This window comes from Nonomuraea sp. NPDC051941 (genome assembly GCF_044593615.1).
Map to the genome: position 1 here is coordinate 137,663 of NZ_JBIUCF010000009.1, position 25,118 is coordinate 162,780.

Genomic DNA, 25,118 nt, shown 5'->3' on the forward strand with positions numbered 1-25,118 from the left:
CGAGGGGTGGTTACTGGAGCCCGGCGCGGACGGACGTGATGCGCTGGGTGTTGAAGCCGAGCCAGTGCATCCGGCCCACATACCGCGCGTGCTCGACCTTGAGACAGCGGTCCATGATCACGGTCACGCCGCCGTCCCCGGCGATCCGCGCGCCCTCCTCGTTGATCACGCCGAACTGGCACCACAGGGCGCCGGCGCGAATCGCCACGGTCTCCTCCGCGATGGCGGGCAGCGCGTCCGGCGCGCGGAAGACGTTCACGAGGTCCACCGGAACGGGCACGTCGAGCAGGCTCGGGTAGCTGGTCTCCCCGAGGATCTCCCTCTCGCGGGGGTTCACGGGGATCACCCGGTAGCCGTGCCGTCTGAGGTAGTAGCCGACGAAGTAGCTGGCTCGCAGCTCGTTGCCCGACAGGCCCACGATCGCGATCGTCCTGGTGGAGTGCAGCACGCGCTGGATCGTCAGCGGGTCCTGGTATCGCCCGAGATCGGTCATGGCGTCCCCACCTTCTTTCCGTTCGTCTCGGCGACGCGGGCGAAACCCTGCTCCAGATCCCAGATCAGGTCCTCGACGGACTCGGTGCCGACCGACAGCCGCACCGTCCCCGGCCCGACGCCGGCCGCCCGCAGTTCGTCGTCGCCGAGTTGGCGGTGCGTCGTGCTGGCGGGGTGGATGACCAGGCTCTTGGCGTCGCCGACGTTCGCCAGGTGGGACCAGAGCGTCAGGCCGCCGATGAGGTTCTGCCCGCCGGTCCGGCCGCCGACGCAGTCGAAGGAGAAGACGGCGCCGGCGCCGCGCGGGAGGTACTTCTCCACCAGCGGCCGGTACCTGCTGTCCGGCAGGCCGGGGTAGGTCACGTTGGAGGCCAGCTCGTGGCCCTGGAGGAAGGCCGCGACCGCCCGCGCGTTGTCGACATGGCGGTCCATGCGCAGCGACAGCGTCTCCAGCCCCTGCAGGAACAGGAAGGCGTTGAACGGCGAGAGCGCCGCGCCGAGGTCGCGCAGGGTTTCGGCCCGCAGTTTCATCAGGTAGCCGTACGTCCCGAACGTCTCGTGGAATCGCAGGCCGTGGTAGGCGGGAGACGGATCCGCGACCACCGGGAACCGTCCGTTGGACCAGTTGAACGTGCCGGCCTCGACCACGACGCCGCCGATGCTCGTGCCGTGGCCGCCGATGAACTTGGTCGCCGAGTGGATCACGATGTCGGCGCCCCACTCGATCGGGCGGCACAGGTACGGTGTCGCGAACGTGTTGTCCACGATCAGCGGCAGCTCGTGCTCGTGGGCGATGGCCGCCACGGTCTCGATGTCCAGCACGTTACCGGCGGGATTGCCGATCGTCTCGCCGAAGAACGCCTTCGTGTTCACCCGCACCGCCTGGCGCCACGCGTCCGGATCGTCGGGATCGACCCACGTCAGCTCCACGCCCATCTTGCGCAGCAGGTGCTTGAGCTGGTTCACCGTCCCGCCGTACAGCGCCGAGGACGAGACGACGTGGTCGCCCGGCTGCAGCAGCGTGAACAGCGCGGCCGCCTGCGCGGCGATCCCGCTGGCGAACGCCACCGCGCCGCTGCCGCCCTCGAGGTTCGCCACCCGCTCCTCGAACACCGCGACGGTCGGGTTCATGATGCGCGAGTACGTGTTCCCGTACTCCTGCAGGTTGAAGTACGCCGCCGCGGACTCGGGGTCTTCGAAGACATAGCTGGTGGTCTGGAAGATCGGCACCGCACGGGCGCCCGTGTTCGGGTCGGGCCGCTGCCCGGCGTGCAGTTGCCGGGTCTCGAACCCGAACGCGCGGGCTTGCTCGGCACGGGGGAACTGATCGGTCACGAAGACCCCTTCCTCGACGTCGCCCCGGCCAGGAACCGGCGGATGATGGGCGTCTGCCGCGCCTCCTCGAGCAGGAAGCAGTCGTGGCCGTACGGCGCCTCGATCACCTCGAACTCGACCGGTTTGCCGAGGGCGCGCAGCGCCTGCTCGATCTCCTCCGACGCCGACGGCGGGTACAGCCAGTCGGAGCTGAAGGCGATGAGCAGCGTCCGGGCGCAAACGCCTTCGAGCGCCTGCGGGAGAGACCCGCCGCCATGCTGCCGCGCGAGATCGAAATACGTCAGCGCGCGCGAGGTGTAGAGGTAGGTGTTGGCGTCGAAGCGCTTGACGAACGAGTCGGCCTGGTGGCGCAGGTAGCTCTCCACCTCGAACTCCGGCTCGGTGATCGTGTAGCGGAGCGCGTCGGCGGACTGCAGCCGCCTGCCGAACTTCTCGCTCAGCGCGGGTGCGGACAGGTACGTGATGTGGCCGACCATCCGCGCCACCCCCATGCCGGCATGGGGCGCGCGGCCCGTGCCGTAGTAGTGGCCGCCCTGCCAGGCCGGATCGCGCATGATCGAGTCACGCGCGATCGCGTTCCAGGCCACCCCCTGTGGGTGGAGGGCGTGCGTGCTGGCGATGGCCACGACCGCGTCGACCTGGCCGGGGAACAGGATCGCCCACTGCAGCGCCTGCATGCCGCCGAGCGAGCCCCCGGCCACCGCCGCGAGACGGTCGATGCCCAGGACGTCGAGGAACGCTCGCTGCGTCCGTACCATGTCCGCGACCGTGACCACGGGGAAGTCCGGCCCGTACGGCCTGCCCGTCGCCGGGTCGATCGACGACGGACCCGTCGTCCCGCGGCAGCCGCCGAGCAGGTTCGTGCAGATGACGAAGAACCGGTCGGTGCCGAACGCCTTACCGGGGCCGATCATCCCGTCCCACCAGCCGAGCCCCTTGCCGCCCGCGCCGTCGCGGTCCTCGGCCCCGAAGCCGTCGCGCGTGCTCTGGCCGGACGGCGCCTTCGCCAGGCCCGCGGCATGGGCGTCGCCGCTGAGCGCGTGACACACCAGGACGACGTTGTCGCGCCGGGGCGAGAGGGCGCCGTAGGTCTCGTAGGCCACGCGGACCGGGTGCAGCTCCCGGCCGCAGTCGAGGTGTAGCGGCTCCGGCAGGTCGAGGTACCGGGTTTCCACGGTGCCGACCGTGCCGATCGTGCCGGCCGCGAGCGCCGGGGCTGGCTGCGACATAGGGCTATGGTAGCCGCCACGGCGCGTGTATGGTCAAATACCTACCGGGAATGCGGGAAGATCCAGAAGGGGCGGGACATGACCACGGTCGCCAACGGCGTGAACGTGCAGGCGCTGCTGGACGCGCGCGAGGCGCTGAAAGGCGCACCCGAGGCCGCGCAGTTCGTCTGGCGGGCATCCTCCAGGTGGCAGAACGGCGTCCACAGCACCACCACGGTCAAGGAGTTCTTCGGGCTCGGGCAGGAGCAGAGCCACCGGACCGAAGCGGTGTTCGACGCCGACCACCCCGAGGTCTTCGCGGCCGAGGACAACGGCATCACGCCGATCGAGTACCTCCTCGTCGGCCTGGCGAGCTGCCTGACGGCCGGCGTGGCGTCCGTCGCGCAGAACCGCGGCATCCAGCTGCGCTCGGTCGAGGCGACGCTCGAAGGCGAGCACGACATCCGCGGCATCCTCGGCGTCGACGCCGACGTCCGCAACGGCTTCAACGACATCAAGGTGACGTTCACCATCGACGCGGACGCCTCCAAGCAGGAGATCGAGGCGCTGGTGGCCCAGTCCCAGAAGCGGTCGGCCGTGTTCGACGCCCTCACCAACCCGACGAACGTCACCGTCGACGTCGCCTGAAAGCCTGAAAGCCTGAAAGGCCGAGCCATCGAGCATGTCACCACGGTCGTCATCGGCGCGGGCCACTCCGGTCTCGCCGCGAGCCACTTCCTGCGCGAACGGTCGCTCGATCACCTGGTGATCGAGCGCGGCGAGGTGGCGAACTCCTGGCGGCGCGAACGCTGGGACTCCTTCCGGCTGCTCACCCCCAACTGGCAGAGCCGCCTGCCGGGCCTTCGCTACGAAGGCCCGGAGCCCGACGGCTACATGACCACGAAGGAGGTGACGCAGTTCATCGAGCGCTTCGCCGCGTTCTCCCGGGCTCCCGTCCGGACCGGCACGAACGTCACGTCCGTCCGGCGTACCGGCGACGGATACCACGTGACCACGAGCCGCGGCGAGATCCGCTGCCGGACGGTGGTCATCGCCAGCGGGGCCTGCAACCGGCCGGCGGTGCCGCGGTTCGGCGACGAGGTGCCGTCGTCCGTCGAGCAGCTGACGCCGTTCGACTACCGTGCCCCCGATCGGCTGCCCGACGGCGGGGTGCTCGTGGTGGGAGCGTCGGCGACCGGCGTGCAGCTGGCCGCCGAGCTGCGCGGGTCCGGCCGGCCGGTGAGGCTCTCGGTGGGGGAGCACGTGCGGCTGCCCCGCACCTACCGCGGGCGCGACGTGCTGTGGTGGATGGACGCCTCCGGCGTGTGGGACCAGCGCTACGACGAGGTCGACGATCTCGCGCGGGCCCGGCGGCTGCCATCGCCCCAGCTCGTCGGCACTCCCGAGCGCGGGACGCTCGATCTCAACGCGCTCACCTCGATGGGTGTCGAGCTGGTCGGCCGCTGGGCGGCCGTGCGCGACGGATGCGCGCTGTTCTCCGGCGGGCTGCGCAACGTGTTCTCGCTCGCGGACCTCAAGATGGAGCGCCTGCTGGGCACGTTCGACGAGTGGGCGCGTACGCGCGGCCGCGACGCCGAGGCCGGCCCGCCCGAGCGCTTCGCGCCGACCCGGGTGCCCGAGTCGGCGCGCCTGCGGCTCGACCTGCGGAGCGGCGAGATCCGCACGATCGTGTGGGCGACGGGTTTCCGGCCCGATTACGGCTGGCTCGACGTGCCCGTGATCGACGAGAAGGGCCGGCTGCGCCACGACGGCGGCGTCGTCGACAGCCCGGGACTGTACGCGCTGGGGCTGCCCGTGCTGCGGCGGCGCAGGTCCACGTTCATCCACGGCATCGAGGACGACGCGCGCGAGGTGATCGACCACCTCGCGCGGTATCTGGCCGTACGACGGTGATCCCCGGACGGCTCAGCGGGTCCGCAGCACCAGTTCGCCGATCTCGGGAAGTACGGCGTCCGCGACCGAGATCTTCTTCTGGATCAGCCCGTTGGCGTGGAAGAGGTCGGCGGCGTGCTGCTGCTCGGCGACGAACTCCTCGCTGACCGGGTGCAACCCCCAGGGTCGGGTGCGCAGCGCGTGCTCCCAGGCGTCGAGGTCGCCGTCGAACAGGGCGGCCGCCTCGCGCGGGTGCCCGGCGGTCCAGCGGTCGGCCTCCTGGAGCGCGGTGACGATCCTGGCCAGCTCGTCGGGCCGGTCCCGCGCGAAGTCGCGGCGGGTGAACCAGAGCGAGCGGTGGCTGAAGAGCCCGTTGGTCTCCACGAGCGTCCTGGTGCGCGACTCGACCGGCGTCAGGTACGGGTAGGAGCCCACCCAGGCGTCCACGTCGCCGTTCACCAGGAGTTCGGCGGCGTCGCCGTAGGCGTCCACGGGGACGATGTCGCCCCAGCCGAGCCCGGCGCGCTCCAGCGCCAGCAGCAGGAGCGTGGTCTGCCACGAGCCGTGGCCGAGGGCCACCCGCCTGCCCTTCAGCTCCGCCACGGAGCCGATCGGCGAGTCGTCCCGCACCACCAGGCGGCCGTTCTCGACCCGTGGCTCCGAGATCGCCACGTACACGATGTCGTGCCCCTTGGCCTGGGCGGTGACCGGGGGAGTGGAGCCGGTGCCGATGAAGTCGTACCCGCCGTCGAACAGGTGGTCGCCGTGGGCGGACGGGAGGGCCCTGGTGGGATCGACCGGCGCGCCGCGGCCCAGCGCGTTCAGGTCCACCCATTCCACGCCGGGCAGCAGGTCGCGGTGGCGGGCCACCCACAAGGTGTTGTTCTGCGGGAAGAAGCCGGCTCGGGTGGTCATGAGGTGCGTCCTTTCAGTAGCGGCAAAACCTGGCGGCCCACGCGGCGGGCCTCTTCGAGATGGGGGATTCCGGCCAGGATGAAGGCGTCCACGCCGAGGTCCAGGAGCTGGTCGAGGCGGTCGGCGACCTGGTGGTAGTCGCCGACCAGGCCGAAGGCGGGGCCGTCGCGCAACTGGCCGAACCCGCCCCACACGTTCGGGGCGACCTCCAGAGCGCGGGGGTCGTCACCGGCCCCGGCGAGGAAGGAACGGCTGCGCCGCACGCCGACGGAGTCGCCCCCGCCGGAGTCGTCGCCGCGCGGCCTGGCCTGCCAGCCCTGCCGGATCTCCTCCCACGCCTCCTCCTCGCTCTCCCGGGCCAGCACGTCCACGCGCACGGCGAACCGGGGCGGCGTGGCGCTGTGCGCGCGTACGGCGTCGAACTTCTCCGCCAGCGCGTCGAACGGCTCCAGCCAGGACAGGTAGTAGTCGGCGTGCCGGCCGGCGGCGTCGATGGCGGCGGGGGAGGAGCCGGAGAAGAAGATCTCCGGGAACGGCTGCCCGGCCAGCTCCTCCGGCAGACCCGCGTCCTCCACCTGGTAGAAGCGGCCATGATGGGTATGCCCGCCCTGCCAGACGCCCTTGAGCACGTCCAGGAACTCCGAAGTCCGCGCGTAGCGGTCGTCGTGGTCCACTTTGTCGCCCCACCAGAGCTGCGCGGGACCGCCGCCGCCGGAGATGACGTTGTAGACGATCCGGCCGCCGGTCGCCCGCTGCAGCGTGGCCGTCATCCGGGCCGCCTGCACCGGGTGCAGGAACCCGGGCTGGAAGGCCACCATGAAGCGGTAGGAGGTGGTCTCGCGGGCCAGCGTCGCGGCGGCGGCCCACGGGTCGTCGGTGTGCGGGAAGTTCGGCAGCAGCCCTCCGACGAAGCCGGACTCCTCGGCCGCCCGCGCGACCTCGGCCATGTAGTCGGCGTGGGTGTAGCCGTCGTCGCGGCCGTCCCGGGTGCCGGGGGCGGTGCCGCCCTGGGCGAAGCCGCCGCGGCTGCGGACCCTGCGGCGCAGCGACGGCTGGTCGCCCTCCATGTGGATGCGCCAGTAGATGTCAACCGGCAAGAGCCTGCTCCTTGAGGTGCTCACCGAGGTGGTAGACGTCCTCGGCGGGGACGAAGAACTCGCTCACGCCGCGGCGGGCGTACTCCTCCACGTGGTCGAGCGAGGACAGCTGGACGCCGTAGCGCAGGCCCGGCAGCTCGGGGACGAGGGCGTCCAGGTCGTCGCCCTCGGCGAAGACGTGCACGTCCGCGTGCCGCCGCGACAGCGCGAGGGCCTCGGGGGAGGTGCCGGAGAGCTGCACCTCGGGGAAGGGCGGCGCCGACAGCGGCGGGCCGAAGCCGCCCGCGGCGACCTCGTAGAAGTCGCCCCGGAAGTCGAACGGCCCGCCCTGCCAGACGCCCTTGGCGACGGTCAGGAACTCGCCGGCGCGGGCGTGGCGATCGGCGCCGGTCAGGAAGTCTCCCTGCGCCCTGGCCGCAGCCGGGTCCAGGTCCACCGCGAGCCGCCAGCCCAGCCGGCCGGCGGCGAAGCGCTGCAGCGAGGCCGAGAGCTTGGCGGCGTAGACGGGGGTGGCGGCCGCGGCGTGGAACCCGGCGACCACGCGCAGGTGCCGGGTACGGCGCAGGACGTTCGCGGCGACGGTCAGGGACTCCTGCCCGCCGGGATCGAACGGCACCAGCGCCCCCGCCAGCCCCGCCAGGTCCGCGGCCACGGCGGTCCGTCCGGCCGGATCGGTCAGGGCGGGCCGCACGTCGGTGACGAACGCGGGCAACTCCGGCGCGGCGGCGCTCCTGGTGGGGAGGACGACGTGGAAGCGGGATGTCACGGGGTGGGTCATCATGCCACCGCCGCTAGGCGCAGGACCGCGGCGGGCCGCCCGGACAGGTGGTCGATCATGCGGCCGGAGATGAGCAGGACGGTCATGTCAGATCTTTCCTAGGAGTTCGGCGGAAACGGGCGGCGTCCTGATCGGGCGCGCCGGCTGCCCCGTCTCCTGGAGGAACGTGGGCGGCGGCAGGTGGTACGGAGGCTTCGCCCCGGCGGGCAGCGGTCCCGGCCCCCGTTCACGGGCGGCGAACTCCTGTCGGACCGCCGCCAGCGTCTCGGGCTGCTCGACCAGCGTGACGGCCGCCGCGGCCAGGTAGCGGGCGGCGGCCAGCAGCCCGGCGTGGGCGATCGTGGTGCCGGTGGCGGCCGTGGCCGCCCACGAGTGCAGCGGCACGCCGATCGGAACCACCGCCGCGGTCAGGCTGAGGTGCGGTGCCGTCCAGCTCACCTCCGAGGTGTCGCTGGACGGCCCGCCCAGGTCCGGCCCGGTGGGCGGGCGCAGGGGCAGGACCCCTGCCGCCAGGCCGGAACCCGGCCTGCCGATCGCCTCCTGCAGCCGCACCGCGAACTCGTGGTCGGCGTCGGTGAACGCGGGCGGACCGAGCTCGCTCATCGTGTGGTGCAGCAGCTCCGCGCCCGCCCGGTTGCCGAGCCCCTGTCTGATCGCCGTCACCAGCCGGTGTTCGAGCCGGGTCTGACTGGCGACGGCGGCGGCCCCGGCGCAGGCCACGACCTTGTCATAGAGGGTCCTGGCCCGCTCGTGGGTGGCCTCGCGGACGTAGGCCCATAACGTCTGCAGGTCGGGGGTGACGTTGGGAGCGCCACCCCCGCCGATCGCGTAGCCGATCTGGCCCGACGGGGAGACGTTGCCCGCGCGCAGGCGCTCGATCATGCCGGTCAGCAGGAGCACCCCGTCCAGGCCGCTGCGGGTGCCCAGCGGGTTCGAGCCGTGGCCGGGCGAGCCGAGGAAGGAGAACGTGGCCGAGTACAGCGCGCTGGTGACGTCCCAGCCCGTTCCGGTGACGGGAGCGGGATGCCAGTCGAGGAAGGCGTCGAGGCCGTCGTACGCGCCGTCGCGCACCGCGTACGCCTTGCCGACGAGCTGCTCCTCGCCCGTGGAGGCGAACACCTTGATGGTCGCCCGGCCGCGCAGGGCCCTGGCGGCGGCGATGGCCGCGCCGGTCGCCGCCGCTGCCAGGGCGTTGTGGCCGCACCCGTGGCCGGGACCGTAGGCGGGGGCGTACTCGTCGCCCTCGAACACGGTCGGCTCGTGGCGGGGGACGCCGGCGCGCTGGGACAGGCCGGGCAGCGCGTCGTACTCGACGTTGAAGCCGAGCACGGGGCCGCTGTCACCGGAGGTGGCGACGAAGGCGGCCGGCAGACCGGCGGTACCCCACGAGATCGCGAAGCCGTGCGTACGCAGCACCTCGGCGGTGGCCAGCGCGGAGCGCCACTCGCGCAGCGACGGCTCGGCGTAGGCCCAGATACGGTCCGCGAGCCCGGTCAGCACGGGCGCGTTCTCGTCGATCCACGCGGCCGGAGCGGTCACCGTGCCACCTCTTCGCGCGGCGTGCCCGCGTGGGTGTCGACGCCGAGGTCGGCGAGGAGGCGGCGGCGCAGCTCGACGAAGACGGGGTCCGTCCTGTCGCGCGGACGGTCGATGCCGACCCGCAGGTCCGTGACGAACCGGCCCTCGCGCAGCACCGCGATCCGGTCGGCGAGCAGGATCGCCTCCTCGACGTCGTGGGTGACCAGCACCACGGCCGGGCGGTGCCGGGCGCACAACTCGGCGATCAGGTCCTGCATGTGCAGCCGGGTGAGCGCGTCGAGCGCGGCGAACGGCTCGTCCAGCAGGAGCAGCTCCGGCTCGCGTACCAGGGCCCTGGCCAGCGCCACCCGCTGGGCCTCGCCGCCGGACAGCGTCGCGGGCCAGGCGTCGGCGTGCCGGCTCAGGCCCACCTCCGCCAGCGCCTCGAGCCCCTTGGCACGGGCGGAGCGGCCCTGCCCGATGATCACGTTCGCGAGCGCGCGCTTGGAGGGGATGAGCCGCGGCTCCTGGAAGACGACCGTGCGCACCGGGGGTACGAGCACGGTTCCGCCGGTGGCGGCGTCCAGGCCGGCGAGGATGCGCAGCAGCGTGGTCTTCCCCGTGCCGCTCGCGCCGAGCAGCGCGAGGAACTCGCCACGGCGCACGTCCAGGTCCACGCCGTCGAGCACGGCGCGCTCGCCGAAGACCTTGCGCAGCCCTCTCGTCCGTACGGCGAGGCCCGCCGATCCTGGGGTGCTCATCGGATGCTCACCGCCTTGCGCCAGGGCATCGTCCCCCGTTCGACCAGCCGCAGCGCCAGGTCGGCCAGCAGCCCGATCACGGCGTAGAGCAGCACGCACAGCGCCAGGATGTCGGTGCGCAGGTAGTCGGTGGCGCGGGCCATGAGGTAGCCGAGCCCGGCCGTCACGTTGATCTCCTCGGCCGCGATGAGCGCGATCACGCTGAGCGTGGTGGCCAGGCGCAGCCCGGCGAAGACGGACGGCAGCGCGCCCGGCAGCACGACCTCGCGGGCGATCGCGAGCCGGCCCAGGCCGAACGAGCGCGCCGCCTCGACGACCTTGCGGTCCACGTTGCGCACGCCGCTGGAGACGTTGACGTACATGGGGAAGGTGCAGGCCACGCCGATCAGCAGGATCTTGGAGGCCTCCTCGATCCCGAACCAGACGACGAACAGCGAGGTCAGCGCCAGGAAGGGGATGGCGCGCAGCGCCTGCATCGAGGAGTCCACGAGCTCCTCGCCGAGCCGGGTGAAGCCGGAGACGACGCCGAGCAGCAGTCCGGTGGAGGCGCCCAGCACCAGGCCGAGGCCGGCCCGGGTGACGGACACGCGCAGCGCCTCCGGGAGCTGGCCGTCGGCCCACAGCTCGCCGAAGGTCTTGACGACGTCCTGGGGGCCGGCGAGCACGTCCTTGGTGAGGGCGCCGGAGGCGGTGGCCGCGTACCAGGCCGCCAGCAGCAGGACGGGGCCGATGGTCCGCAGCGCGAACGTCAGCGCGGGCGGGCGTCCGGCGGCGCGGGGCGGGTTCGGGGCGACGAGCCCCTGCACTGCGGCGCTCATTGCTTCGCGTTCCCCAGCGTCGTCACGTCCACGACGTGCTGGGAGACGTCCAGCGGCGCGGTGAGCACCTTCTGGTCGAGGAAGAACTTCGCGACCTCCTGATATTTCGCGATCTCGGGTGCGGTGACCGCCTGGGCGGGCTTGCCCTTCCTCTGGATGTCGACCACCAGGTCCTTCTGCTTGCCCTGCACGGCCTGCGGGCCCGCCTGGGTGAAGACGTTCAGGTACGCCGCCGGGTCGGCGATCTCCTTCGCGCTGCCCTCCTTGAGGAACTCGAACAGGGCCTTGACCACCTCGGGATGCTCGTCGATCAGCTTGTTGGCGGCCACGTAGATCACGTAGTTGTCCGACTTGATGGCCTCGCCGTCGGCCAGGATCCGCGCGTCCAGGTCGGTGACGGCGGGGATGAGGAAGGTGGAGAACGTCGACCAGGCGTCCACCTTGCCCGAGCCGAAGACCGGCGCGGTCTGCGGCGGCAGCAGGTAGACGCGCTTGACCTTGTCCACCGGCACGTTGAACGTCTGCAGCGCCTTGAGCAGCAGGTACTCGCTGGTGCCGCCGTGCCCGACGGCCACGGTGCGCCCGGCCAGGTCCGCGACCGACTTGATCGGCGAGCCGTTCTTGACCACGATCCCCTCGCCGGCGAGGTCGGGCGGCACCGTGGCGAAGATCTTGAAGCTGGGCTTGACGGCCAGCGCGGTGACGCCGGAGGTGATCGAGCCGGTCGCGATGTCGAGCGAGCCGGCGTTGATGGCCTGGGCGGCGGGGGCGAAGACGGAGAAGTCGCCGGCCCACTTGACCTTGGCGTTGACCTTGGCCAGGGCGGCGTCCAGGCTGCCGTCCTTCTTCGCGACGGCCAGGAAGCCGCTGTTGCCCGGGTCCGCGATCCGGACGACCACCTGCTCCTGGGCGGTGGTGGCGCCGGTGCCGCCGCCACAGGCCGCGGCCAGGAGGACGAGAGGGACGGCGAGCAGCAGCTTACGCATGGGTGACTCCTTGGAGCGGGGTGTGGTCGGCCCAGGCCGCGACGTCCACGGGCGATTCGAGGAAGCGGTGGCCGCGCAGGAAGCGCTCCTGCACGGCCAGCAGGTCGAGGCGTTCGGGCGACAGGTCCAGGTGGAGCGAGGCGCCGGGGACGTAGGCGGCGGCCACACCGGTCGCGCCCGCTCCGGTCTCGGCGCCGAGGATTCTGGCGACCTTCGCCGGGTGATCGGCGGCCCAGTCGGCCGCCCGCAGCAGGACGCCGAGGAAGCGGGTGACCACGTCCGGGTGCTCGTCGAGCAGGCGCTGGTGCACGGTGATCGGCCGCGGGGTGCCGTTGTTCACCCGCGCCCGCCGGTCCGGCACGGCGTCGAGGTCGATGCCGACCTCCGCGCCATGGCGCAGAGCGGCCTCGACGGCGAGCGCGCCCTTGACGTAGACCGCGTCCACCTCGCCGGCGGCCAGCGCGGCCAGCTCGGCCTCCCACTGGCCGCCGCCCGGCTCGGCCGCGACGTCCACCAGCTCGGCGTCGCCGAGGCCGAGCCCGGCCAGCGACAGGGCTCCGTGGAAGCCGTGCAGGGCCATGGCCCGCCAGAAGTCGATCGCGATGCGGTGCCGGGGAACGGCCAGGCGCAGGTCCTTGAGCTGCTCGGGGCGCTCCAGAGCGGTGCCGGCGCGGACCAGGACGGCCTGGTGCTCCTCGATCCAGGTGAGCCCGATGAGCCGGGTGGCCTCGCCGCGGGAGCGCGCCCAGAGCGCGGGCACGTTGCCGCCCTCGCGGAACAGGCCGGTCAGGGCGTGGGTGTAGTGCGTCTCGCGGGGGACGTCAGGCGAGTCGTCCTGCAGGGACCGGACCTCGATCCCGTCGGCGGCGAACTCCCCAGCCAGCCAGCCCTGGTCCGCCGCGATGCCCGTCGCGGTGGGCACGGGACAGCGGGTGAACCAGATGGTGTCGAGTGCGGCTGTGGTCATGGCAGAGAGTTTGCTTGTAAATTGGTAGGAAATGCAAAGAATATCCCGCGATGCGGGAAGCGTTCCCGGCCGGACCCGCTCTCACCTGGTCACGGCTCTCCCTACTCGGAAGACGGAGTTTCCCGCATGGCAGCAGAAGGCGGCGTGCAGTCCGTACGCAGGGCGATCGGCGTGCTCGACTGCTTCGGCGGCGGGGACGCCTCGCTCAGCCTGTCCGACCTCTCGCGCAGGATGGGCCTGTCCACCTCGACCACGCACCGCCTGGCCAGGACGCTGACCGCCGCGGGCTTCCTCGAACAGGAGGCGCGCACGGGCCGCTACCGGCTCGGGCCGTCGATCACCGAGCTGGGACAGCTCTCCTTCCACCGGCGCGGCCTGCACCGCATCCCGCCCGAACTGGCCGAGCTGGCCCGCATCACCTCCGCCACCGTGGACCTGGCCGTCCGCAACGACAGGCACGCGGTCATCCTGAGCGGCGGCTCGCTCAACCCCGACAGCGGCATCGGCCTGCGCCGCCCGCTGCACTCCACGGCGCTGGGCAAGGTCCTGCTGGCCTGGGACCCGGAGGGCAGGGCGGACCTGGAGGCGCTCGGGCCCCTGCGGCCGCTGACCGGCCGCACGATCGTGGACCACGGCGAGCTGCGCGCCGAACTGGACCGCGTACGCGAGGCCGGGTACGCGCTCAACGACGGGGAGTCGGGCGACGGCATCCGCACGGTCGCGGTGCCGGTCCTCGACCGGCAGGGCCACGTACGCTACGCGCTGGCCGTGCGCTCCACGCCGCTGGTGATGAGCGACGCGCGGATCGACTGGTTCGTCACGCACGCGCGGGCCTGCGCCCGGGCGCTGGAAGTGCTGCTGATCCCACCCGCCGAGCGCCGCCTGCGCACCTCCGAGTGAAGCGGTTTTGCCCGTCGTCTCACGGAGGCCCCTCTCCGAGCGCCGAGGCGCTACTGAACGGCCGGCAGCAGCCGGACCGCCGGCGGAAGCGGCGCGCGGACGGGGTCGGCGCGGAACGACTGGATCATCAGGGCCGCGAAACGGCGCGACGCCGCCGCTCGCTGCTCGGGTGACTCGGCGCGGATGCCCTCGTTCGCCATCATCGCCAGGATGAAGTCCTCCAGGACGAAGTCCGCCCGCAGGCCGCCCGCCTCCTTCGCGCGCCGGATGAGTTGGAGCAGCAGCCGGATCGTACGGTCGCGGTCCGCGGTGAAGTACGGCAGTTGCGAGGTGAACGCGCCGGACAGACCCCGGTCGAGGGCGTGCACCTCCATGAGCTTCTCGATCACCAGGCAGAACCCGCGCCACGGGTCGGCCTGCGCCAGCCCTTCCTCGACGACCGCCGAGCACATGGCCATCGGCTCGGCGAAGACCTCGCTGAGCAGCGCTTCCTTGGTCGGGAAGTGCCGGTAGACGGTGGCCGCGCCGACTTGCGCGCGCCGGGCGATCTCCCGGATCGGCACATCGAGGCCTTCGGCGGCGAAGGTCGCGCGGGCGACCGCGAGGATGCGCGCGCGGTTGTCGCGGGCGTCCGAGCGCAGCTTCTGACTCACTTCGGCCGTCACCGCTCTCACTTTAGTCAAACGGACGGGGTGTTCCGTTACGGTACGGCGCATGAGAGCAGTTCAGTTTTCGGAGTACGGCCCGGCCGGCGTGGTGCATGTCGCCGAGGTCGAGGAACCGCATGCCGGGCCGGGGACGATCCGCATCGCCGTACGGGCGTCCGGATTGTCGACGGGAGAGACGTCCATCCGCTCAGGGAAGATGCGTGACGTGGTGCCCGTGACGTTCCCGTACCGGACCGGGTTCGACGCCGCCGGCGTGGTGGACGAGGTCGGTGACGGCGTCACGGGTGTCGGGGTCGGCGACGAGGTGTTCGGCATGACCGCGACGACCGCGCGCGGCGCCAACGCCGATCACGCGGTCCTGGTCGCCTGGGCGCCGAAACCGGCCACGTGGAGCTGGGAGGAGGCCGGTGGTGCCGCAGGCAGCGTCGAGACGGCCACCCGGGTGCTCGACCGGCTCGCGGTCGGCGCCGGGCACACCGTGCTGGTGCAGGGCGCGGCCGGCGGGGTGGGTACAGTCGCCGTGCAGTTCGCGGTCGCCCGTGGCGCCACCGTCATCGGCACGGCCGGGGAGCACAACCACGACTTCCTGCGCTCGCTGGGCTCCGTGCCGACGACGTACGGGGCGGGATTGGTCGAACGGGTCCGCACGCTGGCACCAGGTGGGGTGGACGCGGTGTTCGACTGCGCAGGAGGGGCGCTGCCCGACCTGATCGCCATCACCGGGAACCCGGCGCGCGTGGTGACGATCGCTCCCGACCTCACCGCGGCGGCCCTCGGCGTGCACCTGTCGCACGGCGTGCCGGCCGGCGACACGGCGGCGGCCGTTGGAGCCGCCGACCCGCTGGCGGCGCACGGCCTCGGCATCGCGGTCGAGCTCGCCGGGCAGGGCCGGCTACGGGTGCCGGTCGCGGCGGCGTTCCCGCTCACCGAGGCCGCTGCGGCGCACGAGTTGAGCGAGAGCCGTCACGCTCGCGGGAAGATCGTGCTGGTGAACTGACCAGCCCCACCGACCCACACGCCGTACGTGCTGGGCCGCTTCCGAGCCCGATCGCCCCCACGCGATTGATGGGCTTCATCCTGGACGACGCGGTGACGCTCGTGGAGGAGAACGCGAATCGGGCGGGCGACCTTTCCTCAGCAGGAATTCCCAGCCTTACCGGCCCATGGTCGCCACAGGCGCACGTCTGTCCGGTCGGTAACCGGTGTAACTGGGATATGAATCCGCCGGTCTCGAGCAGCGACCGGGCGACGTAGTCGGTGAGGTTGCACAGCGCCATACACCACGCACGCGGCGAGGATGACGATCCCGGCATGGCTCAACGACGCCCCGTCGCCGATCAACCGTGTCGGGTCGGTCGATAGGTCAGCACCTGCGTGTGGCCGTCGAAGGTCCGGGCCTCGAGCAGTTCGAGGTCGAAGTCGTCCGCACCGTCGAAGATCCGGTCCACGCCGGTCGTCCCGGAGATCACTGGGAAGACCGTCACCTCGATGGTGTCGATCAAGCCGGCGTTCAGCAGCGCCCGGTTGAGCGTCAGGCTGCCGTGGGAGCGCAGCGGCACATCGGATTCGGCCTTGAGGCGCGTGACCACCTCGACAGGATCGCCGGACTCGATGGTCGTGCCCGGCCACTCGAGCGGCTCGGTCAGCCGGCTGGAGAGCACCGTGACCGGGGAGTCGAACATGCGCGTGATCCACCCGTCGAACAGGCTGCGGTCGAAGCCTGCGTCAAGGAACGGCGCGTTCGAGGAGTAGGTCTTGGCCCCGAGCACCATGCGCAGCGGGTCGCGGTAGGCAGCGGCGCGATAGGCGAGGAATTCGGGGCCCTGCTTGCCCCAGTAGCCGCCCCAGTCGCCGTTGTGGTTGGCGAAGCCGTCGAGCGTGGAGAAGATGTCGAAGGTGTACGTGGCAGTCATGGTGTCTCCTTGCGGACAGTTGGTCGCGCGCCTTGTGGCGGCCTCACCCCTGCTACGAACACCACCGCCCCGATCCGACACGCCTCCCGGATTTCTTTCAAAACTTTCCGGGCTCATCCGATTCGAGTGTGTAGTTGTGGTCTGAACCCGCCGGCCTCGAGTAGTGATCTTGCGATGTCGTTGGCGAGGGTGCGGAAGCCCAGCGCGGAGCCGCGCAGGTGTTCGAGGCGGCCGTTGATCGCTTCTTTCGGTCCGTTGCTGGTGCAGGCGCGATCGAAGTAGGCCGGCACGGTCGGCGGCCTGGCGTTTGAGCGTTCGCCCGAGTGTGATCAGCTCGGTCAGGGCCGCGGGCACCGCCGCGATGATGACGGTGATGGTCTTCGCGGAGGTTCGATCCGGGTTGCGGTATTCGGCGACGACGCGTTGGTAGATGCCCCAGGTCGCCTCGACGTCGACGTGCTGCTCGGTGGCGAACACGGCAGGGCAGTCGGTCCTTGGGGTTGTCGGTCGGTGAGCAACTCGACGCCGGTGCCCAGCACGCGGCGGCGGTCGTGAAGCCGGTGAACCCGTCCATCGCTACGACCTCGATCCCGTCGCGGAAGGCGCTGCTTCGGCCGTCGATTTGGAGCGGCCTTCGACCATGTCCAGCAGCCGCGCCGGGCCAGTGCCGTACTCGTCGACGCCGATGACCTGCACGCCGTCGAGACGGTGCGGGTCGCTGATCAGCACGCGGCGACCTCCGGTCAGCACCGCGTCGTTCGCGGTGTTCCACGACACGGCCAACGCCTCGGCGACCCGAGCGACCGTGAGGCGCCGGCACACGATGGCCTCCAACGCCCAGCGCAGCGCACGCCGCGACAGGCGGGCTCGCGGTTCGGCCACCCGGCTCGTGTCCTGCCGCCACACACGCCCACAGCCGGTGCAGCGGTAACCCAGGCTGCTGTGCAAGCGGTGCAGGGTACCAGCCCTCGATGAACTCGAAGATCGCACCGCAGGCGGCAGCGCGGGTGGGCCAAGACTGGGCGTTACTCCACCTCGTCGCCCTCGTCCGCGCCGGAGCCCGCTTCGAACGAGGCGTCCTCGTCGAATGCGAGCCGGCGACCGCAGCCTGACATGCGGTGCTAAAACAGAGACACCGTGAGAGAGGCAGCAATGGACCAAGGCACCCGCGGCGAGCTCATCAGCCGGCTGGCCGAGGCGATCAGGTCCGTCAAGACCGCGCACCCGCTGCGGGTCGCCATCGACGGGCCACCCGCCGCCGGCAAGACCACGCTGGCCGACGAGCTCGCCGTCGTCCTGCGCGCGCAGGACCGCGACGTCATCCGCGCGACCATCGACGACTTCCTCTTCCCTCGTGCACAGCGCTACCGACGCGGTCAGTACTCGGCCGAAGGCTGCTACTTCGACGCCCACGACCACGCCGCGCTGTGCCGGGTCCTGCTCGATCCGCTGGGCCCAGGCGGAGACCGAAGGTTCCAACACGCGGTCTATGACAGAGACACCGACACCCCATCGTCCCCGCCGGCCACGACCGCCCCCGCAGACGCCGTACTGCTCTTCGACGGCGTCTTCCTGCTGCGCCCAGAACTCATCGACCGGTGGGACCTGCGCATCTTCGTGTCCGTCCCATTCGAGCAGACGGTAGATCGCGCCCGGGACCGAGGCACAGCGCTGGTCGGATCCACCGCCGACACCGCCGAAATCGAACGGTCCTGGCGCAACCGCTATATCCCCTCACAACAGCTCTACTTCGCCACAGCCCGCCCAACCGACCACGCCGACATCATCGTGTACAACAATCAGCTCCAACGGCCGACCTGGGAAGTCCCACCACACTCATCGATACACGGGATTTGACAATTGCTCCCTGGTCGCGACCGCACGGAACTGGCGGAGCTTGCTGAAGCAGCGCTCGACGGTGTTGCGTTCCTTGTAGGCCTGTGCGTCGAAGACCGGCGGGCGGCCGCCATGGAACCGAGCCTGCGGCCCACGCCGAGCGAGACCCCACTGAAGTCTTGGCGATACTGCGCCGCGCACTTCTTGAACGCGGACGCGTTCTGGGCGTACTGGATGTGGCTCGCGTTCATGGATGCGCCGGGATCGAGGCCCGCCGCCAGCCGGCAAGCCGCCTCCTTGCCGGCCGTTTCGGACGACGCGAGGAGATGTCAGACGGCCCCGGGAACCATGCTCGCGCCGACCGCCGCCAACCGCAGCGGGAGCACTACGAAACGCAGCGTCGTGCGAGCCGCGAGGACTCGCTCGTCGAGCGGGATTGCGGTGCAACCATCACAGCTTCGGCTGGCCTGCGAAGAGTTTGCGCGGCGCGGACCTCGCCCTGCTGCCCCGACGTCCGCCTCGGCCCCCACGATCCGCTGCACCGCATGGTCCACCGCCGGCCACACCACGGGAGTCACCAGCGCGGCGACCTCGCCGAGGCCGAAGCCCAGGGTCTCGCGCCGCCGGCCACGGCCGCCCAGCCGTGCCGTCATCGAACCCGGCCGAAACCCATGGATCTCCGGTTTGTCGCGTACCGGGATGGATATGGCGCCGTGCAGAGGCACCATCGTGGCCGACGGAACCCGACGTAGGCGAAACTCGTGAAAAGTACGGATTCGCTCTCGGTGACCCCGGCTCAGCAAAGCCAGTCCCGGCCCGCTCGGACGCCTCAACCGCGCAGTAGCTCCTCGCGCCTGGCCAGCAGTCGCTCTCGTTCTTTGGACAGCTCGGCGTCGCGGTGCCGCAGGTGCGTCCCTACGTCCTGGACCCATCGGGCCGTCCGCTCGACCTCGGCGCGGGTGTTCTCGATGCGCTGATGCTTCATCAGATCGGTGATGATGTTGTCGAAGAGCGTGTCGACGAACCACCGCGTGTCCACCTTGGGCAGGCGGGCTCGCGCGGAGACGCCGACGTCAGCGAGTTCGCGGGAGAAGACGTCCAGGGCCCGTTGGGCGTGCCAGGCGGCCTCGTCGGCGGAGCGCAGCCGGTTGTGCTCGACGGCGTCGGCGATCAGGCCGCCGCCCAAGAGGTCCCAGGTGGAGGCGCCCTTGGCCGAGCCGAGGTAGCCGAGCACCTGGGCCAGCGCGTGGAGTGCAGCCTGCCCGGCCTGGTACGCCTCCGTGTGCTCCCGCCGCTCCGCCGAGACACGGTCGAGGGCGGCGCCGAGGTCCGTCAGCTCGCTGGCGCGGGCATCACCACGGGCGAGGAGCTGCCGCTCCTTCTCGGCCAGCAGCTTCTCGTACTCCTCCGAGGCCGTCGCGAGCCCTGCCAGCTCGGCCTCGATCGCCCGCGCGTCCGCTTCGATCTGGGCCAGCCGGGCCCGGTGGCCGTCGAGCCGCTGCCTGGCGGCGGCGGCCTCGGCACGCTCGCGCTCCAGCCGCTCCTCGCGCTGGCTCACCAGGCGGGCCAGGAAAGCGGTCAGCCCGCCTTCCAGGCGGGTGACGTCGGCCTCCTCCTTGGACAGGTCCTTCTCCAGGCCGGTCAGGGTGAGGTGGGCCTGCTGGATCTGCTCCTTGGTGGCCGCGAGTTGGCGCCGCAGGTGGTCGGCACGGTGCGTTCGGGCGGCCGCCACGCGCAGCCGCTCGTCGAGATCTGAAGAGCTCGTCACACTTCGGATGACGAACGAACGACCCCAGACGTTCCAACCAGGCAGTCACCGAGCTCGGCTCGCGCGGCCGGGGCGTCGGCGGGGCGCAGGCCGAAGGTCCGCTCCAGCCAGGACAGGAACTGGAGACCCACATCAAGGGGGCGTCGGCTGACCACCGCGGCGGCGGTCATCAAGGTGGTGGGCAGGGCATTTGCGCACGCGGGCGCGGCACGGCGCTTGGGGGGCTCATAGGCGGCGCAGCTCGGCGATGATGCGGTCGACCAGCGCGGCGTCATCGCGACGGGCCCGGCGAGGCGCTGCGGCGGCTTTGCGGCGAGGGCGCGAAGTGGCCGGCCGGCTCCGCGACCCCCGGCGACCCGCCCACCGGGCCGCCGCAGTCGCGAGGACGGCGTGGCCGTCAAGGTCGGCGGAAGCGGTCGGTGGTGTCGATCAGGCGGTGTCGGGTGCCGGGTTCGGCGCCGCCGTGGCCCGCGTCCTCGACGAGGTGGAACTCGGCCTCGGGCCAGGCCTGGTGCAGATCCCATGCCTGGTCGGGCGGCGTCTTCATGTCGTAGCGGCCGTTGACGATCACGGTGGGGATGTGCCGGATGCGGTCGACGCCCGCCAGGAGGCCCTCCTTGGGGAGGAAGCCGCCGTTGCTGATGTAGTGGTGGGTGATGCGGGCGAAAAGGAGGATAGCGTCGTGGTCGAGCTCCGGCGGGTCGACAGGCAGCAGGGTGTTGGCCGAGAACTCCCAGTCCATCCAGGCGCGGGCGGCCGGGAGATGGACGGCAGGGTCGGGGTCGCCGATGCGGCGGCCGTACGCGGCGATCAGGTCGTATCGTTCGTCGGCGGGGATCGCGTCGCGGAACGCGGCCCACTCGGCGGGAAAGAGGCGGGCCGCACCGGCGGAGGTGAACGTCCAGTCCTCGTCGGAGGGCCGGACGAGGTAGATGCCGCGGAGCACGAGTTCGGTGACACGGTCGGGGTGGGCCTGGGCGTACGACAGGGCGAGGGTGCTGCCCCAGCTTCCACCGAAGACCAGCCAGCGGTCGACGGACAGGTGCTCGCGGAGCCGCTCCATGTCGGCGACCAGGTGCGAGGTGGTGTTGTGCCGCAGCGACACCCCCGGGTCCGCGGCGCTCGGCCGGCTGGCGCCGCAGTTGCGCTGGTCGAACAGCACGATCCGGTACGCGGCCGGGTCGAAGAACCGGCGGAAGGCGGGCAGGATGCCGCCGCCGGGCCCGCCGTGCAGGAAGACCGCGGGCTTGCCGGCCGGGTTTCCGCAAATCTCCCAGTAGATCTCGTTGCCGTCTCCGACGTCGAGCAGACCGGAGTCGTACGGTTCGATCGGCGGGTAGAACTCTTTCAGCGCCATGTGATCAAGTAGACCACCCGAACCGGGCGATCGCGCACCGCGCCGACCGGGGCGGGCGGGCGCACCGGGTGACGGAGCGACAATGGTCGCGGCCGTCGGACCGCGACCATTGTCATCGCGGGGTCAGTCCTGTGGTGCGGTTTCGGCCTGCCGGTTCTGGGCGGGCTCGGTCGTCACCTCCTTGCGGGAGCTGAACAAGAAGCAGAGCAGGGCGGCGGCCACCAGGGCGATGGCGCATGCCACAAGGGTGGTCTGCATGGCGTTGACGAAGCCGGCGGCGAACGTGTCGGCGGTGACGCGTTCGTACAGGCTGATCGTGGCAGGGTTCAGGCCGCTGGGCGGCGTGGGCGGGCTGTAGTGGTGCGCGGCGGCCGTGCTGCTGTCGATGAACCGTGCCCGCAGATGCTCCGGTAGCTGACCGGCGCGTTCCTCGGCCTCGGTGCGCAGGGTCGAGGAGAGACGGGCCGACAGCAGGGTGCCCAGCACGGCGGTGCCCAGGACGCCGCCGATCTGCCGGATGGTGCTGGAGACGCCGGAGGCCGCCCCGGCCAGCCGGGGATCGACGCCGTCCATGGTGGCCTGCTGCAGTGGTGCGAACGTGGCGCCGCCGGCGAGCCCGATGATGGTCAACCCGGGCAGCAGGCTCCACGCGCTGCTGCTGGGTCCGGTCATGGCGACCAGCACCAGCAGGCCGCCGGCCAGCAGCGTCATCCCGGTCATCAGGATGTACTTGCCGCCGAAGGTGTCCGACAGCCGCCCGGCGTACGCCGAGCCGACCGCGGTGAGCACGGCGTTCGGCAGCACCACCAGACCGGTCTCCAGCGCCGAGTACCCGCGCGCCATCTGCAGGTACAGCACCACCACGAACATGATGCCGATCATCCCGAGCTGGAAGACGAACCCGACCCCGTTGCCGACCGCGAAGTTGCGCACGCCGAACAGGGCCGGCGGCATCAGGGGCTCCTCGCGCTGCCGGTGCTGCCAGACGACGAACACCGCCAGCAGCGCGACGCCGGCGACGATGACCGAGGGGATGCTGATCGGCCCGGTGACGGTGCCCCAATCGTAGCGTTCTCCCTCGATCAGGCCGAACACGATGCCGCTCAGCCCGGCGGTGGCCAGCGCGACGCCGACCAGGTCGAGCCGGTGTCGCCGGTACGGGCGCATGGGCGGCGCGACGGTCATCGCCAGCACGGCGGCGATGATCCCTACAGGGACGTTGATGAAGAAGATCCAGCGCCAGTCGAGGTGGGCCAGCAGGAAGCCGCCGAGGACCGGGCCGACGATCGGGGCGAAGCCGACGATCGCGCCGAACAGGCCGAACGCGCGGCCCCTTAGCTGCGGTGGAAAGATCGTCAGGATTGACGAGATGACCTGCGGGAACAGCAGCGCCCCGCCCAATCCCTGCAGCAGCCGGGCGGCCAGCAGCTGGGATGGTGAGCCGGCCAGCCCGCACAGTGCCGAGGCGACGGTGAAGACGACGATGCCGATCACGTACACCCGGCGGTATCCGAAGATGTCCCCCAGCCGCCCCGTGGTGATCAGCAGCACCGAGAAGATGAGCAGGTAGCCGTCGATGATCCACAGCACCTGGTCGTAGGAGGCGCCGATGCTGTGGATCAGTGTGGGGATGGCGACGTTCACGATGGATCCGTCGAGCAACGACATGAAGAAGCCGATGCACATGATCGCGAGAACCAGCCACGGACGCTGCGTGACCGGTTGTCCGGCGGATTTGAATTCCGGCACTCCGGAGACCTCCCTGAGGAGAACCGTCTGCTGGAGTGGCGACGCGGAGCAAGGCCGCTGATGTCCGACAGCGCTCACGCCGGAATGGTCCCCGGCCAGATTCCCGAAGGCTCGCAAAGGAGCAGGAGGGTTGACACGCGTCGCCACCGTCACAGAACACCCTTTTCCAGGATGTAGTGGGTGACTTCCACCTTCCCCGTGTCATCGGGACCCGGGTGAAGCTGGTTGGCGAGGCGGAAAGCCCAACGGTGAGAAGTCGGCTCGAAGCTTAGCACAGCGGTTCGGCCGGCCCGATGGCTCGCTCTCGAAAAGCTCGTCTCTCTTGTAGACGAGGTTTCTCTCGGCGCGCTAACGTTGTCTTCGCTAGAGACGACGTTGGGGAGATCTCCACGTCGGCCGTGGTAGTACTGGAAATCCGCGAAGGAGGCCGCACAGACAAGCAGGTGCACCCATGATCGAGCGCTACCTCGGTGTCCTCGGCATCGCCGAGGCCCTGGGCGTGAGCCGTCATGCGGTGCACAAGTGGCGCAGCCGCTATTCGGACGACTCCGATCACCCGTTCCCCCTGCCCGACGTCGAAGTCGACGGAGCTCCGGGCTGGCGGTCCGATCGGCTGGCGGAGATCGTGCGGTGGCGCGAGGGGTTGCCCGGCCGCGGCGCGGGCGGAGGCCGTCCTTCCCTCGCACGTCAGGAGTACCTCAAGGAAGCAGGGTCGCGCGGCCTGACCCGGGACGAGGCCATACGCGCGCTCGCCACGTTCGGCGAGGAGTTTCCCGAGATGACCGAGCCGGAGATCTGCGCCTGGCTCGTCGGGAAATGGCGCGGCTGAAACCCTTCCCCAAACCCATCAGCACGGAAGGCGATGACGCATGCCCGAAATCGGCGGAGATACCGCACCGGGATTCGAAGCAGTACGCGAGGCGTTCGCGGCCGATCTGGCCGGCGAGCCGGAAACAGGCGCCGCGGTCAGCGTCTACCTGCACGGCCGGAAGGTCGTCGACCTGTGGGGCGGCATCGCCGACCCCGGCACCGGCCGCCCCTGGGAGCGCGACACCCTGCAACTCGTCTACTCCACCACCAAGGCCGTCACGGCCACCTGCGCCCTTCTGCTGTCCGAGCGGGGCGAGTTGGACTTGGACGCACCCGTGGCGGAGTACTGGCCGGAGTTCGCGGCCAACGGGAAGAAGCGCATCCCGGTGCGGTGGCTGCTCACCCATCAGGCCGGGCTACCCGCGATCGACCAGCCGATCACCCCGCGGGAGGCGATCGCCTGGGAGCCCATGGTGACCGCGCTGGCGGCCCAGCGTCCGTACTGGGAGCCGGGCACGGACCACGGCTACCACGGGCTCACCTATGGCTGGCTCGTCGGAGAGGTCGTCCGCCGGGTGTCCGGCCGCAGCCTGGGCACGTTCCTCGCGGACGAGATCGCCGCCCCGCTCGGACTGGACCTGTGGATCGGGCTGCCGGAAACCGAGCGGCACCGGGTCAGCCGGATCATCGACACCCCGCCCGACTTCCAGGCCATGGCCCGGATCGACCTGAACGCCCTTCCCGAACCCCTGCGCGAGGTCATGACCGCCTTCGCCGACCCCACGTCGTTGACCAGGCGCTCGCTCGCCGTCGTCACGCCCCCGCTGGACCACAACAGGCCGGAGGAGCAGGCCGCCGAGATGCCCGCCACCAACGGCATCTGCACGGCCCGCGCGCTGGCCCGCTTCTACGCCGCGCTCATCGGCGAGGTCGACGGGCACCGCATTCTCACCCCCGGCACCCTGACCGCCGCGACCGCGGAACAGGTCAGTGGCATCGACCGCATCCTGCGCATGCCCGTCCGCATCGGCACCGGTTTCGGCCTCCCGACGCCGGACGCGTTCTGGTACTCCCCGACCGCCTTCGGATTCCCCGGGCGCGGCGGCTCGCTCGGTTTCGCCGACCCGGCGACCGGTCTCGCCTTCGGTTACGTCATGAACCACGTCCTGGAAGGCGTGCCGGACCTGAGGGCCGCGAACCTTCTCGCCGCGGTCCGGAATGCCCGCGGTGATCTGACCGCGCCGTACGGCAAGTGATCGTCAAGCGTTCTCCAACCCCGGTCCCTTATGTTCTGGGCATGCCCAACATCGGTTTAGTTGAGATCATCTTCGCGTTCCTCATCCCCCTGG

At 71.1% G+C, this 25,118-nt stretch carries 24 protein-coding genes and 1 pseudogene; 7 read left to right on the forward strand and 18 right to left on the reverse strand.

All coding sequences use genetic code 11. The features are described 5' to 3' along the window. Window positions 1-10 precede the first annotated feature (10 nt). From ACIHFD_RS17760 to ACIHFD_RS17770, 3 genes are read right to left on the reverse strand one after another with little or no spacing between them, the layout of a single operon-like run. Window positions 11-493, reverse strand: a complete 483-nt coding sequence (locus ACIHFD_RS17760) for a CoA-binding protein (RefSeq protein WP_363985524.1) — start codon at window positions 491-493, stop codon at window positions 11-13. Next, window positions 490-1,827: an O-acetylhomoserine aminocarboxypropyltransferase/cysteine synthase family protein gene (locus ACIHFD_RS17765; protein ID WP_397367807.1), complete on the reverse strand. Its 1,338-nt coding sequence runs from the start codon at window positions 1,825-1,827 to the stop codon at window positions 490-492. The genes ACIHFD_RS17760 and ACIHFD_RS17765 overlap by 4 nt, the downstream gene beginning before the upstream one ends. After that, a complete protein-coding gene (locus ACIHFD_RS17770) occupies window positions 1,824-3,056 on the reverse strand; it encodes a homoserine O-acetyltransferase (protein ID WP_397367808.1) in 1,233 nt (410 codons plus the stop codon). The genes ACIHFD_RS17765 and ACIHFD_RS17770 overlap by 4 nt, the downstream gene beginning before the upstream one ends. Before the next feature lie 78 nt (window positions 3,057-3,134). On the opposite strand from ACIHFD_RS17770, the gene ACIHFD_RS17775 reads away from it, so the two are divergent. Both ACIHFD_RS17775 and ACIHFD_RS17780 read left to right on the forward strand, forming a co-directional pair. Further along, window positions 3,135-3,683, forward strand: a complete 549-nt coding sequence (locus ACIHFD_RS17775; protein ID WP_355196847.1) for an OsmC family protein — start codon at window positions 3,135-3,137, stop codon at window positions 3,681-3,683. A gap of 51 nt (window positions 3,684-3,734) precedes the next feature. Continuing rightward, on the forward strand, window positions 3,735-4,949 hold the full coding sequence (locus tag ACIHFD_RS17780; RefSeq protein WP_397367921.1) for an NAD(P)-binding domain-containing protein: 1,215 nt from the start codon (window positions 3,735-3,737) through the stop codon (window positions 4,947-4,949). 12 nt (window positions 4,950-4,961) lie between these two features. Here ACIHFD_RS17780 and ACIHFD_RS17785 read toward each other — a convergent pair whose 3' ends face one another. The 8 genes from ACIHFD_RS17785 to ACIHFD_RS17820 all read right to left on the reverse strand — a co-directional run bounded on the left by ACIHFD_RS17785 (window position 4,962) and on the right by ACIHFD_RS17820 (window position 12,768). Further along, complete coding sequence (locus tag ACIHFD_RS17785) at window positions 4,962-5,843, reverse strand: ABC transporter substrate-binding protein (protein ID WP_397367809.1); 882 nt, start codon at window positions 5,841-5,843, stop codon at window positions 4,962-4,964. After that, a complete protein-coding gene (locus ACIHFD_RS17790; protein WP_397367810.1) occupies window positions 5,840-6,940 on the reverse strand; it encodes an LLM class flavin-dependent oxidoreductase in 1,101 nt (366 codons plus the stop codon). The genes ACIHFD_RS17785 and ACIHFD_RS17790 overlap by 4 nt, the downstream gene beginning before the upstream one ends. After that, entirely contained in the window at window positions 6,930-7,706 is a 777-nt protein-coding gene (locus ACIHFD_RS17795; protein WP_397367811.1) for an LLM class flavin-dependent oxidoreductase, read from the reverse strand. Before ACIHFD_RS17795 ends, ACIHFD_RS17790 begins: the two co-directional genes overlap by 11 nt. A gap of 99 nt (window positions 7,707-7,805) precedes the next feature. After that, window positions 7,806-9,257: a hypothetical protein gene (locus tag ACIHFD_RS17800; RefSeq protein WP_397367812.1), complete on the reverse strand. Its 1,452-nt coding sequence runs from the start codon at window positions 9,255-9,257 to the stop codon at window positions 7,806-7,808. After that, window positions 9,254-9,997 (reverse strand): ABC transporter ATP-binding protein, encoded by a 744-nt coding sequence (locus ACIHFD_RS17805; RefSeq protein ID WP_397367813.1) that lies wholly within the window; start codon window positions 9,995-9,997, stop codon window positions 9,254-9,256. Before ACIHFD_RS17805 ends, ACIHFD_RS17800 begins: the two co-directional genes overlap by 4 nt. Beyond that, window positions 9,994-10,815, reverse strand: coding sequence for an ABC transporter permease (locus ACIHFD_RS17810; protein ID WP_397367814.1), 822 nt, complete (start codon window positions 10,813-10,815; stop codon window positions 9,994-9,996). The genes ACIHFD_RS17805 and ACIHFD_RS17810 overlap by 4 nt, the downstream gene beginning before the upstream one ends. Further along, entirely contained in the window at window positions 10,812-11,801 is a 990-nt protein-coding gene (locus ACIHFD_RS17815; protein ID WP_397367815.1) for an ABC transporter substrate-binding protein, read from the reverse strand. The genes ACIHFD_RS17810 and ACIHFD_RS17815 overlap by 4 nt, the downstream gene beginning before the upstream one ends. Further along, the gene (locus ACIHFD_RS17820) at window positions 11,794-12,768 is read right to left on the reverse strand and encodes an ABC transporter substrate-binding protein (protein WP_397367816.1); all 975 of its coding nucleotides are present in this window, start codon (window positions 12,766-12,768) and stop codon (window positions 11,794-11,796) included. Before ACIHFD_RS17820 ends, ACIHFD_RS17815 begins: the two co-directional genes overlap by 8 nt. A 126-nt stretch (window positions 12,769-12,894) precedes the next feature. On the opposite strand from ACIHFD_RS17820, the gene ACIHFD_RS17825 reads away from it, so the two are divergent. Continuing rightward, window positions 12,895-13,668: an IclR family transcriptional regulator gene (locus ACIHFD_RS17825; RefSeq protein ID WP_350730894.1), complete on the forward strand. Its 774-nt coding sequence runs from the start codon at window positions 12,895-12,897 to the stop codon at window positions 13,666-13,668. 50 nt (window positions 13,669-13,718) lie between these two features. Here the strand turns inward: ACIHFD_RS17825 and ACIHFD_RS17830 are convergent, their stop codons facing one another. After that, complete coding sequence (locus ACIHFD_RS17830) at window positions 13,719-14,333, reverse strand: TetR/AcrR family transcriptional regulator (RefSeq protein ID WP_397367817.1); 615 nt, start codon at window positions 14,331-14,333, stop codon at window positions 13,719-13,721. A 49-nt stretch (window positions 14,334-14,382) separates the two neighbouring features. On the opposite strand from ACIHFD_RS17830, the gene ACIHFD_RS17835 reads away from it, so the two are divergent. Then, window positions 14,383-15,333: an NADP-dependent oxidoreductase gene (locus tag ACIHFD_RS17835; protein WP_397367818.1), complete on the forward strand. Its 951-nt coding sequence runs from the start codon at window positions 14,383-14,385 to the stop codon at window positions 15,331-15,333. A 340-nt stretch (window positions 15,334-15,673) separates the two neighbouring features. On the opposite strand, the gene ACIHFD_RS17840 is transcribed toward ACIHFD_RS17835, so the two are convergent. Together ACIHFD_RS17840 and ACIHFD_RS17845 are read right to left on the reverse strand one after the other, a co-directional pair. Beyond that, a complete protein-coding gene (locus ACIHFD_RS17840) occupies window positions 15,674-16,366 on the reverse strand; it encodes a dihydrofolate reductase family protein (protein ID WP_397367819.1) in 693 nt (230 codons plus the stop codon). Beyond that, a pseudogene (locus ACIHFD_RS17845) lies at window positions 16,363-17,179 on the reverse strand (transposase); the annotation flags it as partial. The gene ACIHFD_RS17840 and the pseudogene ACIHFD_RS17845, both read right to left, overlap by 4 nt. Window positions 17,180-17,401: 222 nt before the next feature. On the opposite strand from ACIHFD_RS17845, the gene ACIHFD_RS17850 reads away from it, so the two are divergent. Continuing rightward, a complete protein-coding gene (locus ACIHFD_RS17850; RefSeq protein ID WP_397367820.1) occupies window positions 17,402-18,106 on the forward strand; it encodes a cytidylate kinase family protein in 705 nt (234 codons plus the stop codon). Window positions 18,107-18,414: 308 nt separating this feature from the next. Here the strand turns inward: ACIHFD_RS17850 and ACIHFD_RS17855 are convergent, their stop codons facing one another. The 4 genes from ACIHFD_RS17855 to ACIHFD_RS17870 form a co-directional block, all read right to left on the reverse strand. Next, complete coding sequence (locus tag ACIHFD_RS17855; protein ID WP_397367821.1) at window positions 18,415-18,813, reverse strand: hypothetical protein; 399 nt, start codon at window positions 18,811-18,813, stop codon at window positions 18,415-18,417. A gap of 101 nt (window positions 18,814-18,914) precedes the next feature. After that, window positions 18,915-19,853, reverse strand: coding sequence for a hypothetical protein (locus ACIHFD_RS17860; protein ID WP_397367822.1), 939 nt, complete (start codon window positions 19,851-19,853; stop codon window positions 18,915-18,917). A 397-nt stretch (window positions 19,854-20,250) separates the two neighbouring features. Continuing rightward, on the reverse strand, window positions 20,251-21,204 hold the full coding sequence (gene pip / locus ACIHFD_RS17865; RefSeq protein WP_397367922.1) for a prolyl aminopeptidase: 954 nt from the start codon (window positions 21,202-21,204) through the stop codon (window positions 20,251-20,253). 129 nt (window positions 21,205-21,333) lie between these two features. Next, window positions 21,334-22,959 (reverse strand): DHA2 family efflux MFS transporter permease subunit, encoded by a 1,626-nt coding sequence (locus ACIHFD_RS17870; RefSeq protein ID WP_397367823.1) that lies wholly within the window; start codon window positions 22,957-22,959, stop codon window positions 21,334-21,336. A 451-nt stretch (window positions 22,960-23,410) separates the two neighbouring features. Between ACIHFD_RS17870 and ACIHFD_RS17875 the strand changes: the two genes are divergently transcribed. Next, window positions 23,411-23,788 carry a helix-turn-helix domain-containing protein gene (locus ACIHFD_RS17875; protein WP_350730880.1) on the forward strand — a complete coding sequence of 126 codons (378 nt, stop codon included), beginning with the start codon at window positions 23,411-23,413 and terminating at the stop codon, window positions 23,786-23,788. A 40-nt stretch (window positions 23,789-23,828) separates the two neighbouring features. After that, entirely contained in the window at window positions 23,829-25,025 is a 1,197-nt protein-coding gene (locus tag ACIHFD_RS17880) for a serine hydrolase domain-containing protein (RefSeq protein WP_397367824.1), read from the forward strand. The last annotated feature ends 93 nt before the right edge of the window (window positions 25,026-25,118 follow it).

Bases quoted from the DNA above. Each gene is read 5' to 3' on its own strand.
- ACIHFD_RS17760 (WP_363985524.1), bottom strand. From the start codon at position 493: ATGACCGATCTCGGGCGATACCAGGACCCGCTGACGATCCAGCGCGTG.
- ACIHFD_RS17770 (WP_397367808.1), bottom strand. From the start codon at position 3,056: ATGTCGCAGCCAGCCCCGGCGCTCGCGGCCGGCACGATCGGCACGGTC.
- ACIHFD_RS17775 (WP_355196847.1), top strand. From the start codon at position 3,135: ATGACCACGGTCGCCAACGGCGTGAACGTGCAGGCGCTGCTGGACGCG.
- ACIHFD_RS17785 (WP_397367809.1), bottom strand. From the start codon at position 5,843: ATGACCACCCGAGCCGGCTTCTTCCCGCAGAACAACACCTTGTGGGTG.
- ACIHFD_RS17805 (WP_397367813.1), bottom strand. From the start codon at position 9,997: ATGAGCACCCCAGGATCGGCGGGCCTCGCCGTACGGACGAGAGGGCTG.
- ACIHFD_RS17810 (WP_397367814.1), bottom strand. From the start codon at position 10,815: ATGAGCGCCGCAGTGCAGGGGCTCGTCGCCCCGAACCCGCCCCGCGCC.
- ACIHFD_RS17815 (WP_397367815.1), bottom strand. From the start codon at position 11,801: ATGCGTAAGCTGCTGCTCGCCGTCCCTCTCGTCCTCCTGGCCGCGGCC.
- ACIHFD_RS17820 (WP_397367816.1), bottom strand. From the start codon at position 12,768: ATGACCACAGCCGCACTCGACACCATCTGGTTCACCCGCTGTCCCGTG.
- ACIHFD_RS17825 (WP_350730894.1), top strand. From the start codon at position 12,895: ATGGCAGCAGAAGGCGGCGTGCAGTCCGTACGCAGGGCGATCGGCGTG.
- ACIHFD_RS17835 (WP_397367818.1), top strand. From the start codon at position 14,383: ATGAGAGCAGTTCAGTTTTCGGAGTACGGCCCGGCCGGCGTGGTGCAT.
- ACIHFD_RS17840 (WP_397367819.1), bottom strand. From the start codon at position 16,366: ATGAGCCCGGAAAGTTTTGAAAGAAATCCGGGAGGCGTGTCGGATCGG.
- ACIHFD_RS17850 (WP_397367820.1), top strand. From the start codon at position 17,402: ATGGACCAAGGCACCCGCGGCGAGCTCATCAGCCGGCTGGCCGAGGCG.
- ACIHFD_RS17855 (WP_397367821.1), bottom strand. From the start codon at position 18,813: ATGGTGCCTCTGCACGGCGCCATATCCATCCCGGTACGCGACAAACCG.
- ACIHFD_RS17875 (WP_350730880.1), top strand. From the start codon at position 23,411: ATGATCGAGCGCTACCTCGGTGTCCTCGGCATCGCCGAGGCCCTGGGC.
- ACIHFD_RS17880 (WP_397367824.1), top strand. From the start codon at position 23,829: ATGCCCGAAATCGGCGGAGATACCGCACCGGGATTCGAAGCAGTACGC.